Annotated in this window: 9 protein-coding genes; 2 read left to right on the top strand and 7 right to left on the bottom strand. The window is 59.8% G+C overall.

The genetic code is table 11. The features are described 5' to 3' along the window. Positions 1 to 10: 10 nt before the first annotated feature. Positions 11 to 685: a TetR/AcrR family transcriptional regulator gene (locus AC07V8_RS20150; protein WP_494679918.1), complete on the bottom strand. Its 675-nt coding sequence runs from the start codon at positions 683 to 685 to the stop codon at positions 11 to 13. A 158-nt stretch (positions 686 to 843) separates the two neighbouring features. On the opposite strand from AC07V8_RS20150, the gene AC07V8_RS20145 reads away from it, so the two are divergent. Continuing rightward, positions 844 to 2,088 (top strand): alginate lyase family protein, encoded by a 1,245-nt coding sequence (locus AC07V8_RS20145; protein WP_494679919.1) that lies wholly within the window; start codon positions 844 to 846, stop codon positions 2,086 to 2,088. A gap of 175 nt (positions 2,089 to 2,263) precedes the next feature. Here AC07V8_RS20145 and AC07V8_RS20140 read toward each other — a convergent pair whose 3' ends face one another. Then, a complete protein-coding gene (locus AC07V8_RS20140; RefSeq protein ID WP_494679920.1) occupies positions 2,264 to 4,228 on the bottom strand; it encodes an SPFH domain-containing protein in 1,965 nt (654 codons plus the stop codon). Between the two features lie 125 nt (positions 4,229 to 4,353). Further along, positions 4,354 to 5,484 (bottom strand): heavy metal-binding domain-containing protein, encoded by a 1,131-nt coding sequence (locus AC07V8_RS20135; RefSeq protein WP_494679921.1) that lies wholly within the window; start codon positions 5,482 to 5,484, stop codon positions 4,354 to 4,356. A 356-nt stretch (positions 5,485 to 5,840) separates the two neighbouring features. Between AC07V8_RS20135 and AC07V8_RS20130 the strand changes: the two genes are divergently transcribed. Beyond that, positions 5,841 to 7,130: a TCR/Tet family MFS transporter gene (locus AC07V8_RS20130; RefSeq protein ID WP_494679922.1), complete on the top strand. Its 1,290-nt coding sequence runs from the start codon at positions 5,841 to 5,843 to the stop codon at positions 7,128 to 7,130. Between the two features lie 55 nt (positions 7,131 to 7,185). On the opposite strand, the gene AC07V8_RS20125 is transcribed toward AC07V8_RS20130, so the two are convergent. The 4 genes from AC07V8_RS20125 to AC07V8_RS20110 form a co-directional block, all read right to left on the bottom strand. Beyond that, positions 7,186 to 8,328: an acyltransferase family protein gene (locus AC07V8_RS20125; RefSeq protein ID WP_494679923.1), complete on the bottom strand. Its 1,143-nt coding sequence runs from the start codon at positions 8,326 to 8,328 to the stop codon at positions 7,186 to 7,188. Between the two features lie 138 nt (positions 8,329 to 8,466). Beyond that, complete coding sequence (locus tag AC07V8_RS20120) at positions 8,467 to 9,819, bottom strand: sigma-54-dependent transcriptional regulator (protein ID WP_494679955.1); 1,353 nt, start codon at positions 9,817 to 9,819, stop codon at positions 8,467 to 8,469. Continuing rightward, a complete protein-coding gene (locus AC07V8_RS20115) occupies positions 9,819 to 11,615 on the bottom strand; it encodes a sensor histidine kinase (protein WP_494679924.1) in 1,797 nt (598 codons plus the stop codon). The genes AC07V8_RS20120 and AC07V8_RS20115 overlap by 1 nt, the downstream gene beginning before the upstream one ends. A 69-nt stretch (positions 11,616 to 11,684) precedes the next feature. Then, complete coding sequence (locus tag AC07V8_RS20110; RefSeq protein WP_494679925.1) at positions 11,685 to 13,034, bottom strand: MFS family transporter; 1,350 nt, start codon at positions 13,032 to 13,034, stop codon at positions 11,685 to 11,687. Positions 13,035 to 13,144: the final 110 nt, after the last annotated feature.

The raw sequence follows: 13,144 nt of genomic DNA, 5'->3' as shown, positions 1-13,144 counted from the left end.
AGCTCCCGGTTTATTCGTCGGATGGGGTCACGGCCGGCAACGCCAGCCCGGACAGCAGCAGCGCTTTGATATGGCGCGTCAACACCGCCTTGTCCAGCAGCGCGACCTTGTTCATCACCGGCAGCAAGGGCCGGTTCTTCAAGGTGCGCGCCATCGCCAGCGGCAGCATGGTCAGGCCCAGCACCGAGATGAAGATCAGGGATGGCTCCAGTCCCGGGTTGATCGTGCCGGCCTGCTGGCTGCGCGCGACGTTCTCGGCAAACAGCGCGATCTTGGCCAGCGGCACGCGCCGCACCATCCGTTCGCGCAACTGGCCGCCGTCGCTCAGCACCTCGCGCACCCACAAGGCCGGCATCCAGGGCATTTTTTCGGTGGTGGCTATCATGCGCTCGACGATGCCAAGGATCATGTCCCCGGGGGGCTCGTCGCCCTGGATCGGGTCCCAGATGCTGTTGACGAACAGGCATACCCGTTCATCGACCACCGCCTCGATCAGTTGATCGCGGTTCTTGAAGTAGTAATGCACCATGGCCGGCGTCACGCCGGCCGCGCGCGCCACCGCCGCGACCGTGGTGGCGGCAATGCCCTGCGAGGAAAATAGCAAGGTGGCGGTATCGAGCAGTGTTTCACGCGAATCCTGGTCCGATGCCACTGGACGTCCGCGCGCCGGCGTTAGTCTGGTCATGCGTTTTATATTAATCAACGCATTAATTAATTACAAGATTGGATTGGGCGATTCCATAAGAAATTTCTTGAATGAAGCAGAGGCAATCATTTACCGGATTATTCCATTGAGAATTTATATTTTATCAATAAAATGAAACATTCTCTTAAGGAGCGAAAATGAACTATAAAGAAACTTTTTTGCATTTTACTTGGGTTGCTTTTGCCTTTATAGCATCAATGGCAATGCCGGCTGTGGCAGTAGAGGATGACGGGCAAAAACAATTTTCTTTTAAACACCCTGGAATACTCGAGAATCGTGAGCAACTTGAACACGTCAGACAAAAGATTATGGCTGGAGAGGAACCCTGGAAAACTGCCTATAGAAATATGCAAAATGATCCATTGGGTTCTCTAAGCTATCAAGCCCAGGCGAACTGGAGCACGATAGATTGCGGCGAACGTGACGGTTCCCCTCCTAATCCCGCCTGTGCTGCAGAAAGACAGGATGCGCGAGCTGCATATACCCAGGCATTACTTTGGTATTACAGTGGCAATACAGTCTATGCAGAAAACGCGATTAACATCATGAATGCATGGGCAAATAAATTATCTGGCGGGCACACAAATACAAATAGAGCGTTGCAGGCATCTTGGACCGGCGCATTATGGCCGCGCGCAGCAGAAATCATTCGTTACACCTATGACGGATGGGGAGAAATAGACAGGTTAAAATTCGAGGAAATGCTAAAAGAACAATATATTGCAAATATTGATGGGCAATCAACTGCCTGCCATTTTGGGAACTGGCAAGCAGTTATCACCGAAGCCAAGATGAATATCGCTGTTTTTCTGAATGATACGGCGCTTTACGATATAGCAATAAAAAGGTGGCGTGACTACGTTCCCGCCTACATATACATAGATGCAGATGGCAGTCTGCCTGAACGCGTACCAAATTGCGCGAAATATGAGAACGAAGATGATTTGATTCAATATTGGTCCGGACAGGAAAAAAACACCTTTACGCAGGGTCATGCTCAAGAAACTTGTCGTGATCTGGAACATCTGGCATACGGTGTAGCTGGCTTTACCAATGTGGCAGAAACCGCATATATTCAAGGACTTGATTTGTATGCGGAGCAATCGGAGAGAATTACATCGACGATGGAATTTCATACAAAATATGATCGTAATAATGCAATTATCCCGGCTTCCATTTGCAAAGGAAAACTCATTCGTGATGCTGGTTTTAAAGGAACACTAGAGATTGCTTATAACCATTATGCAAATCGAAAAGGAATATCATTACCGAATACCAAAGAATGGCTCTCAAACGGGAATAGATTCGCTCCAGGCAGATTCCACTACGCCTGGGAAACGTTAACGCATGGTGACATCGGCAATGCTGGAGTAATGAAGTAGCTTGCTCATTACAAATGAAACACAAATTGGCGGAATCTTCAGAAAAGAAATAATCGCAGGAAGCAAACCGCAAGCCTTAAAAGAACGGGGCGGCTGAATCGGCCGCCCCGTTCTTTTTCCGGACAATGCCGGATCGTCACCGGCAAATTTCAGCGTTCAGCGTGGCAGGCAGGCATCATGCGTGCGGCGTCTCATCACGCTTCAGCGACTGCGCCAGCTCACCAGCCTTGAGCGAACCCATCAGCGACAGCAAGGTATTGAACGCATTGGTGTCGCCACCGCCGCCCATCTGGATCTGCGGCACCAGCGGCACCTTGGAGGTTTCAAACGCTTCAGCCAGGCGCAGCATCACGGTTTGCATCAGTTGCTTGTCGGCGCCCTCCCCCTGCATCGCTTCCGACTTGGCCTTGATCGCCGATGCTTCGGCTTCGCCGACCGACCGGATCGCGGACGCACGGCCGGAACCTTCCATTTCCTGCTTGAACTTCTCAGCATGGGCCAGCGCCTCGATTTCCTGGCGCCTCTTTTCAGCCGCCTTGACATTGGCTGAACCCTGGTTTTCCTTGATCGAGATATCCACCAGCGAACCGGTCAGTTCCTTCTGCTTGGAGGCGCGCTGCTCGGCCTCGTTGAGCTCGCGCTCCTTGTCGGCGGCAATCTGCTTTTGCGCAAAGGTTTCCACCTGCTCGCGGGCGATCTGGCGGTCACGCAGCTGCGCCATGATGTTTTCGATCTTGGTATCGCCCGGCTGCGGCTTCGGCGTGCCGATCAAGACTTCCTGGAATTCCAGCGAATATGCCTGAAAGCGCTCCTTCATGTCGGCCGACGCATTGCCCTGCAATTCGCTGCGCGACTGGATCAGCTCGATGAAGGTCTTGGTCTGCGAGACGTTCTTGAAATACGACGACACCATCGGATCCAGCGTCTGTTCCACCAGCTGGGCGACATTGCCGAAGCGCTGCACCACCATCGGCGCCTTGCGGTAATCGATATGCACCACCACCGACAAGGGCAGCTGCGGCTCGAACGCGTCCTTGGTGATCAAGGTGATCTCGCGCAGGTTGCTGTCGAAACTGGAACCGCTCTCGCCGGACTTCCACATCAGCACGAAGTTGGTGGTCGGCACCAGCTCGATCTTGCCGGCGTAAGTGTTGAATGCATACTTCCCCGGCATCAATGGATCGCGCCAGACGCCGCGGCAACCGCTCTCGACCAGTTCGCCATGGCTGTATTCCTTGCCCGACAAATCGGAACCCTTGCGTCCGGTATAGGACACCACCACGCCGACATAGCCGACCGGGATGATGGTCTTCTTGATCAGTTCAACCGTGGCGAACAAGCGGTTGATGTAATACGTGCCCTCCACCAGCACCCGTTCCTGGCGGCCGCGCTGGCCGCCGGCGGCGAGGAATTTCTCCGGCTCCTGGAAGGAATTGTGGCTGTCGCCCACATCCGGCGCCAGCAACTCATCCTTGGGCAAGCCGGGGCCATCCTGCACGGTGACGATGGCCAGCTGGTCGGAATCGTGGGTGCCGGCCACTTCCTTCAGCACTACCGGCGTAAAGCCGCTGCGCTCGTCGAGCACGCCGCGCATCTGCTCGTAATACGCCTTTTCCTGGGCATCCAGCGACAGCGAATAAGTCGCTTCTTCCGTCATCACCACGAACAGCGCCGGATTGATGATGTGCGTGCCTTCGCGCAGGATCTTGCGCTGCGGCCCTTTCTGGCCGCCGCCTTCGAGGAAGGAGCGGACGTCGCGGAAGTCCTCCACCTTGGCGTTGTCAGCCAGCGTCTGCCCGGCCGGCAGATCGATGCCGTCGCGCGCAAAGACATAGCCGATACGGCCCTGGGTGACCGATACCATCGGATGGATGTGCACGCGGAACTGGAACGGTGCAAAAAAATGGAAGCCGCCGCGCCGCAGGTCAGGCTGCAAGCCAGCCTCGCCATGCAAGGCCAGCAAGCCGGCCTTCACCGAGCCGCTGGAACTCCACAATTTCTCGACCACGCCGATCCGGTCGTTGGGAATGTATCGGATGATGCCCGACACCGAAAAAAATATGGCCAGCAAGATGGCCGCTGCCACCAGAATGATAAGCGCCGTGGGCAACCAGCCCAGGCTTGTGATCAGATTCAGCATGTCATTTCTTTCTTTTATTGTTGAGTGCTACGCTTTCCCCGCCGCCGTACGCCTGCCGGCGATTTTCCAGCCAGAGTGTCATAGCAAAGTTTGGGATTTTGATGACGATATGGGGGCTGGCCCCGTCAGGAATTTGCGCCGCGATCCCTATCCAGCGAGATGCCGAAACCGCCGTCGATCCAGGTATCCTTGTCGCGGCTGACCGCCTGCGCCGGCAGCGCCGCGGTCTGGACCGAGAAGCCGGGCATTTTCTTGACCGCGGTGCCGATCGCCATGAACTCCACCAGGCCGTTGCCGATTTCAGCGATATAGGTCTTGACGCCGACCACTTCTTCCGCGCCCAGCGCATCGGCTTCGTTCTTCAGGCGCTCGATCGCAATCTCGCGGGCGTCATGAATCAGCGTGGTCAGGTCGCTGATTTCGCCCTTGGCGAAGGATTTGAAGGCCGCCAAGACGCCGCCCACCACGCCCAGCGAATAGATCGACGTGGACATCAGCAATTTGACCGGCGCATAACCGAGGCTGGTCATGGCCCACAGCTCTTCCCCGGTAAGGTCGCTGGTGACCGGATTGCCATCTGCGCCGGCGGGCAGCGCGCTGTGCCGCGACGCCGTACCGGCCATCAGCATTTCGTGCGTGCCCATCCATGGCAGGATGGAAGTGCGGATGCCGACCACGGCATTGGCGCCGTCCGCCTTGGCCTGCGCTACCAGCCGTTCGAGCGCCTTGTGGCGGGTAGTGTTGAAGATATTGCTGTATTCGGCGATTTCGCCGCGCACCAGGGTTTTCAGCGACCCGATGATGCCGCGCCCGACGCCCATCGAATAGGCGATGTTGCCGAATGCGTGCTGGATCGGCATATAGCCGGCATCCATGTGACAGTACAGCTCCTGCGCATCGCCGGCAGTGGTGAAGAAACGGCCGGACAGCGCGCGCGAGTGAACGCAGGAACCCACGAACAGGAATTCGGTGCTGCCGCTGAACGACCGCAGTTCGCTGGAAACCCCCGCCACGCCGGAAGCTCCCTGCTGCATGGCTTCCTTGCTCATGCGTTCGAAGGCGTTGGCGCGGCCTTCATGGATCGCCGCGGTGACTTGCGTGATTTCCCCGCCCAACATGTTTTTCAGGCCGGCGCCTATGCCGCCGAGGAAGCCCATCGAGTTGACGCTGTTGCCTACTACAATTTCGCCCGCCGAATAATTCTTTAACGCCAGGCAGAAAATTTCATTCCCGGATAAACCAGTGACTTTAGCCATACGCCTTCCTTTTTATCGACGATGAATGTCTAACGGCCCACTCCAGAATATCTGGAGAAATGCACTGAAGACGAAACGATTCTGAACCTTAAATTGACCGGTAGCTACTGATTTCGGAGGGTTGCGATTGGAGTATTTCCTCAGGCCGGCCCGCATGAATCACTGATATTCAGGGGACATATTTCTCCGGTCTTTTTAGAAAAAATCCGGCCGCGATTTGACCGCATCGGCCAGACGTTTGGAACATTCCCGGCAATGCGGGCTGCAACGTCTTATTTTGGATATGATGACGGTTGGCAGCCTGGCATTCCCTGAACCCCGCAACCACCTGACACTACCTACCGGAGCAGCGCAGCGTGACCGACACCCCCACCCCGCCCCAGCATCGCGCCCGCGAGGCTGCCATGCCCTTCATCATGCTGACGGTGTTGATCGACATGATTTCGATCGGCCTGATCGTTCCGGTCCTGCCGGCGCTGGTTGGCCAGTTCACCGGCAACCATGCCGACCAGGCGTTCTGGTACGGCGCGGTGGCGTTTGCCTTCGGCCTGGCGAATTTTTTCGGTTCGCCCATCCTGGGAGCACTGTCCGACAACTATGGCCGGCGGCCGGTTTTGCTGCTGGGTTTTTGCGGACTGGCGCTGAATTTCTTCGCCACGGGCTTTGCCACCGCCCTGTGGATGCTGATCGTGGTGCGCCTGATCGGCGGCGCCATGCAGTCTAATGCCGCGGTGTGCAATGCCTATGTCGCCGACATCACCGCGCCGGAACAGCGCGCCAAGCGCTTCGGTATGATCGGCGCCATGTTCGGCGTCGGCTTCATCATCGGGCCGGTGATGGGCGGCTTGCTGGGTGCGGTCGACCTGCGCCTGCCTTTTATCGTCGCCGGCAGCCTGGCGCTGGTCAACCTGGCCTACGGTTACTTCGTCCTGCCCGAGTCGCTGCCGGCAGACCGGCGTCGCGCCTTCAGCTGGAAATCCGCCAATCCGCTGTCGTCGCTGCAAGCCTTGTCGCGCCTGAAGACGGTTGGCCCGCTGGTGGCGGTGATCGCCTGCAACGGCCTGGCGCAATTCATGCTGTTCACTATCTGGGTGCTGTACACCACCTTCAAGTTCGGCTGGGGACCGCTGGAAAACGGCCAGTCGCTGGCTGCGGTCGGCATCATGTCAGTGCTGGTGCAAGGCGTCTTGCTGGGGCCGCTGCTGAAGCGTTTCAGCCCGCAGCGGCTGGCGGTGATCGGCCTGGTGTCTTCTAGCACCGCCTATCTGCTGTGGGGCGCCGCCAGCCAGGGCTGGATGATGTATGCGGTGATCTTTGCCAACATCTTCGGCGCCACGGTGAATGCGTCGATCCAGAGCATCATCTCCAGCGCAGTGGATTCGCATAGCCAGGGACAGACGCTAGGGGCGGTCAGCTCGCTGAACAGCCTGATGGCGGTGGTGGCGCCGATGATCGCCGCTCCCTTGCTGGGTGCGGTATCGCATCTGCCGAAAGGCGACTGGCGCATCGGCACGCCGTTTTATTTTTGCGCGGTGCTGCAGTTAATTGCGCTGGTGCTGGCGTTCCTGCACTTCCGGCGGCAACGTCATGCGCGCACGGAATCCCAGCCGGCAGAAAACCGGCAGGAAACTGAAGAAGCCATGTGATGCGTGAAATTGCTCCCGGCGCCACCTATGCCGATGGCGGCGCCGGCGGTAAGGTTCACGCCGCCGCGGTCGCCGGCAAGGCCATGCTGCGGCCGGATGCGCGCGCCGACAGGCGGCTCAGGGGAATTTCCACCCAACGGTAGAAAATCGCGCCAGCGGCAAGGCTGGCAGCCCATGCCATCAGCATGCCGACAGCCTGGTAGAGCGGCTGCGGCGGCACAAAACGCGCGAAGGCGGCGTTGACCACCAGGCACACCGGAAAATGCACCAGGAAAATGGAATACGAAATGCGTCCGAAGGCACGGATCCAGGACAGACGCTGACGCGACATCAGCATGCCGCGCCGGCTCACCAGCACCAGTGCGCAGGCGACAATCAGCGCTACCGCGATGCGGGCACGGAAATCGATGGCCAGCGCGCACAAGGCCGGCAGCACGATCGCCACCAGCAACAAGGCCAGCACCGCCGGCCGGCGGCTAAGATCGCGCGCCCACCAGGCGATGATGCCCAGGCCGTAGCTGCCGAAGAAATACGGCGCCCAGGCATCCCAGGCGGCGTCGCGGTTGAAGTACAGCAGCGAGGCGGTAACGCCGATCACGACCAATACCGGGGCCAGCCACGGCGCCGAACGGCGCTTGGCGACGCTGCCGGTAAACCACAGCAGCACGGTGAGCAAGGCGTACAGTTGGAAATCGATGGCGACATACCAGGCGCCGGCCGAAATCGATTCATAGCCCAGCACCGTATGCAGCAGCAGCGCGTGCGCGGCCAGCTGCAGCGCCGTCGGCATGGCCGAAATCGAATAATGGTTCATCCACAAGGCAGCCCAGGCCGACGCCCCGACGGCCAGCGCGGTCGCTATCAGGAACGGCGGCACCAGCTTCATGTAGCGCCGCCACAAAACGCGCATGGGATCGGCAATGCCGGAATTGCCCTGCGGCGACAGCGACTTGGCGGCGAGGAAGCCGCCGACCACCAGGAACACCTGCACCGCGATGCGGGCGTAGCTATCCAGCCAGCCGATCAAGGTGGGCGCGACCGGCCGCACGTAATCGGCCATCGGGCCGTAGAACGCCAGGTGATGCAGAACGATTAACTGGGCTGCCACTACCTTCAGCAGATCGATGAAGCCGAATTGAAAATTGGTATTGCGATCAGGTGCGGAAGATGAGCTTGCAGCTTGCGATGAAACGCTCATTGTTACATCCGTGTTAAAAAAGATGCCAATGATAAAGATTCAGCCGCGCTTGTCCAGCATAATATTGTTTTGTAACACTTGACAGGCTTGACAGATTCTACACAGTTAACCGGACGACATGACATTTGCCATGAACGCTCAGTTTTTCCCCACCGACAGCTGGTATTTCTTGATCTTGTCATACAGAGTCTTCTTCGGCAGGCCGAGGCGGTCGGCGGCGCTGGCGACGTTGCCGCCGCTGGCTTCCAGCATCTCGACGATCAGCATACGCTCATATACTTCCAGCTGCTGCGGCAGCGAGGCACCCGGCGGCAAGCCGGCGCTGCCGCCCGGGATCGGATCGGCCACGCCTTCCGCCACCCCCAGCACCAGGCGATCGGCGAAATTGCGCAACTCGCGCACATTGCCGGGCCAGTCGCGGGTTTGCCATTGCGCCATCTGCGCCAGGCTCCACTGCGGCAGCGGCCGCTGATAGCGTAGCGCCGCGCCCTGGATAAAGTGCGCCAGCAACAAAGGGATATCGTCACGCCGCTCGTTCAGGCGCGGCAAGTCGATGCTGACCACGCCGATGCGGTAATACAGGTCTTCGCGGAAGCTGCCCTGGGCGCTCATCTGCAGCAGGTTGGCCTTGCTGGCGGCGATGATGCGGCAATCGATGGCGATCGCCTCGTTGCCGCCCAGCCGCTCCAGCCTGCGCTCCTGCAGCACGCGCAGCAGCTTGACTTGCAGGGCCAGCGGCATGGATTCGATCTCGTCGAGGAAGACGGTGCCGCCCTTGGCATACTCCAGCTTGCCGATGCGGCGTTTCTGGGCGCTGGTGAAAGCCCCTGCTTCGTGGCCGAAAATCTCGCTCTCAAAGACGGCTTCCGGCAAGGCGCCGCAATTGATGGCCACAAACGGCCCCTGGCGGCCGCTGGCCAGGTGCAGCTGGCGCGCCACCACTTCCTTGCCGCTGCCGGTCTGGCCGTTGATCAGGATATCGACCATGGTCGGGCCGACGCTGCGGATCATGGTGCGGACCCGCTCGATCGCCGCCGACTGCCCGATCAGGCTGGGCATGTCGGGATGCGCCACCCAGGCCGCCTTGAGCCGCCGGTTCTCCAGGATCAGGCTGCGTTTTTCCTGCGCCCGGTGCGCGGTTTCCAGCAAGCGCTCGGCGCCGAACGGCTTCTCGATGAAATCGTAGGCGCCGGCGCGCATCGCCTCGACCGCCATGCTGACGTCGCCGTGGCCGGTCACCACGATGACCGGCAAGTCCGGATCCAGCGTTGCTACCTGGGTCAGCAATTCCAGGCCGGAACGGCCGGGCAAGCGCACATCGGTGACGATGACGCCGGCAAATCCCGGCGTCAGCCATGCCTGCGCCTGCTCCACGCTGCCGCAGGCGTGCACGGTGAAGCCGCCCAGCTCCAGCGTCTGCGCAATCGCTTCGCGCACCGACTGCTCGTCCTCGATCAGTACCGCTTCCAATGCTGCCGCCTGCATTTCCATCATGTTTCCATCGCTTTTTCTACTGATTCCAGCAAGGGTATGCGCAGCACGAATTCGGCGCCGCCCTCGCTGTGATTGTTGGCCGTCAGGCGGCCGTTCATCGCCTGCACGATGGAGGATGAAATCGCCAGGCCCAGGCCGAGTCCCTTGCCGGAAGGCTTGGTGGTAAAGAACGGCTCGAACAGATGCAGGGCGACCTGTGCCGGAATGCCCGGCCCGGAATCGCGGATGCGGATCACGGCCTCGCCGGCATCGCGTTCCAGCACCAGCGAGACGATTTTTTGCCCGGCATTATCGACCGCGTCCAGCGCATTGCGCAACAGGTTGATCAGCACCTGCTCGGTGCGCACCGAATCGCCCACCACCTGAGCCTGGTCGCGGATATCGATGCGCAGCTCGGTCCCGTGGGTCTGGAATTCGTTGCCCAGCAAGAGCGCGGCAGCCTCTATCGATTTCGACAGGTCGATCGCCGCCACCGCTTCATGGCTTTTCCTGGAAAAGCCGTTGAGCTGGCCGACGATCTTGCCCATGCGGGCGCTGGCGTTGCTGATGTGGCCGAGGTTTTCCGTGGCCTTGTCGCGCTGCTCGCGCGACAGGAAGGTGATGGCGTTGTCGGCAAAGGCGCGGATCGCCGCCAGCGGCTGGTTCAGCTCGTGCGCGATGCCGGCCGCCATCTGCCCCAGCATCGCCAGCTTGCCGGCCTGGATCAGCTTGTTCTGGGTCGAACGCAGCAGATGCTCGGTTTCCTTCAGCTTGGCGTACTTCGCCTCCAAAGTTTGATTCGCCACCATCAGCTCCTGGGTTCTTTGGGCAATGGTGCGGTCCAGGTATTCCGCCGAGGTCAGGCGCTCTTCCAGGCGCCGCCGGCGCTGGTAGAAAGCCCACAGGGAAATCGCCGCAATCGCCAGCAGCAACGCCGCTGCCAGGGTCCACAGCATGGCGATGCGGGCGATCCGCGCTTGCGAGGGAAACAGCATCAGCTGCCAGCCGAGACTGCCGATATTGCGCGTGACGTGCTGGCCGAACTCGGTCCTTTGCTGTTTCGGCAGGGAGCTCACCGGCGTGATGGCCTGGTCGGCATACTGGTGGGTGCCGGCGAGATTCTGCTGCACCTGGCCGTCCAGCGAATACAGGCTGTGATACTTCCACGCCGGCCGGTTGCTGAGGAACACGACGCCGCTGCTGTCGACCAGCGTGATCGGCTCTTCGCTGCTGCGCCAGGTATGCTCGAACTCGGTCAAGTCGATCTTGATCGCCATCACGCCCAGCACCGCATTGGCGCCGTAATCCGCAGCGCTGGCGTAGATCGGCTGTGCGATAAAGTAACCGGGAACGTTGGTAGCGTTGCCGATGCCGTAGAAGCGTCCGGGATTGCCTTTGATCGCCTCCCGGAAATAGGGACGGAAGCCGAAATCCCTGCCGACAAAGCTGACGCTGCTGTCCCAGTTGCTGGAAGCCAGCGTCATGCCCTTGCGGTCCAGCATGAAGATCGCCACCACTTTCGACTGCCGCTGTATCAGTTGCAGCGCCTGGTTGAGGCGCTGGATGTTCTGCCGGTCGTCAGGCTGCGCCAGCGCCTGCAGGACGTCCGACTGAAAACCCAGCGCGAACGGCAAGGTCTCGAATTTCTGCAGCACTGATTCCAGGTCCAGCGCGATGATCTGCAGCTGGCGTTCGCTGGCTTCGCCGATATCGCTGCTGGCTTTCCTGGCCGCCAGCACGTAGGTGGCGGCCAGCACGGCCAGCGCCGCAATCAGCGCCAGCGCCGGCAACAACAGCTGCTTTCTCGATTTCATGGCGGCATTCGCAAATCAATCATGACGGGCAATGGCGACGGCGCCTGCAAAGCCGTCGCCGCTGCCTCTTCAACGGCTCGCAGCCGCGCCGTCCGGCGCAAATTTGCGGGTTTCCAGCTGCACGTCCTTGAGATAGCCTTCCTTGCTCGGGTCGCGCATTTTGTAGGCGACGATGAAGGCGATCGCGCACATGACCGATACGTACCAGTAGAAAACGGACTCGGAACCCATCCCCTTCAGCTCCAGCGCCACATATTCCGCGGTGCCGCCGAACAGGGCATTGCCGACCGCATACGACAGGCCGACGCCCAGCGCGCGCACTTCCGCCGGGAACATTTCCGCCTTGATCAGGCCGCTGATGGAGGTATAGAAGCTGACGATGGACAGCGCCAGGATCACCAGCCCGAACGCCGCATACGGATTGGTGACGTCTTTCAGCGCATGCAGGATAGGCACGGTGGCGACCGTGGCCAGGGCGCCGAACCAGAGCATCGAGGTGCGGCGGCCGATCTTGTCGGAGAGCATGCCGAACAAAGGCTGCATCAGCATGTAGACGAACAGCGCGGCGGTCATCACCGTGCTGGCGGTCTTGGCGCTCATGCCGGCGGTGTTCACCAGGTACTTCTGCATATAGGTGGTGAAGGTGTAGAAAATCAGCGAACCGCCGGCGGTAAAGCCAACCACCGTCAGAAAAGCCCGCTTATGCTTCATCAAGCCTGCCAGGGTGCCGGCATCCTTGTTCTTGCGCGTCTCGGCGGTCGACGTTTCGCTCAGCGATTTGCGCAGGTACAGCGCAACCAATGCCGCCATCGCACCCAGCACGAAGGGAATGCGCCAGCCCCAGGCATGCAATTGTTCCGAGGTCAGCAGCTGCTGCAGGATCACCAGCGCCAGCACCGCCAGCAGCTGGCCGCCAATCAGCGTCACGTACTGGAACGAGGCAAAGAAGCCGCGCCGCCCTTCCAGCGCGACTTCGCTCATATAGGTAGCGCTGGTGCCGTATTCACCGCCGACAGACAGACCCTGGAACAGGCGCGCCAGCAACAGCAGCAAGGGCGCAGCGATGCCGATGCTGGAGTAAGTCGGCAGGCAGGCGATCATCAGCGAGCCGCCGCACATCATCAGCACCGAAATCATCATGGCGGTGCGGCGGCCATGCTTGTCGGCGATGCGGCCGAACAGCCAGCCGCCGATAGGCCGCATGAAAAAGCCGACAGCGAAGATGGCGGCGCTGTTGGCGAGCTGCGTGGTCGGATTGCTGCTGGGGAAAAACATCGGCGCAAAATAGATCGCGCAGAATGAATAGATGTAGAAATCGAACCATTCCACCAGGTTGCCGGAGGAAGCGCCAACAATGGCGAAAATGCGCTTGCGGGTATCCGCGGCGGCGGCAGGATCGGAAGGATGAAGCACGGACATGGTTATCTCCTGGTTTTAATGTTTTTTGTACAATCCTGGCAACGACCTTCTTGCGGCATCTTGAACTCATGCACAAGTTACATCATGCCATTCAGAAGGCACAACTAGCA

The organism is Collimonas sp. GW821-FHT02H07, assembly GCF_059421505.1.
This window is presented reverse-complemented; position numbering and strand designations above follow the sequence as displayed.

Coding starts and splice junctions, on each gene's coding strand:
- AC07V8_RS20150 (WP_494679918.1), bottom strand. CDS start 685: ATGACCAGACTAACGCCGGCGCGCGGACGTCCAGTGGCATCGGACCAG.
- AC07V8_RS20140 (WP_494679920.1), bottom strand. CDS start 4,228: ATGCTGAATCTGATCACAAGCCTGGGCTGGTTGCCCACGGCGCTTATC.
- AC07V8_RS20115 (WP_494679924.1), bottom strand. CDS start 11,615: ATGAAATCGAGAAAGCAGCTGTTGTTGCCGGCGCTGGCGCTGATTGCG.
- AC07V8_RS20135 (WP_494679921.1), bottom strand. CDS start 5,484: ATGGCTAAAGTCACTGGTTTATCCGGGAATGAAATTTTCTGCCTGGCG.
- AC07V8_RS20120 (WP_494679955.1), bottom strand. CDS start 9,819: ATGGAAATGCAGGCGGCAGCATTGGAAGCGGTACTGATCGAGGACGAG.
- AC07V8_RS20110 (WP_494679925.1), bottom strand. CDS start 13,034: ATGTCCGTGCTTCATCCTTCCGATCCTGCCGCCGCCGCGGATACCCGC.
- AC07V8_RS20125 (WP_494679923.1), bottom strand. CDS start 8,328: ATGAGCGTTTCATCGCAAGCTGCAAGCTCATCTTCCGCACCTGATCGC.
- AC07V8_RS20145 (WP_494679919.1), top strand. CDS start 844: ATGAACTATAAAGAAACTTTTTTGCATTTTACTTGGGTTGCTTTTGCC.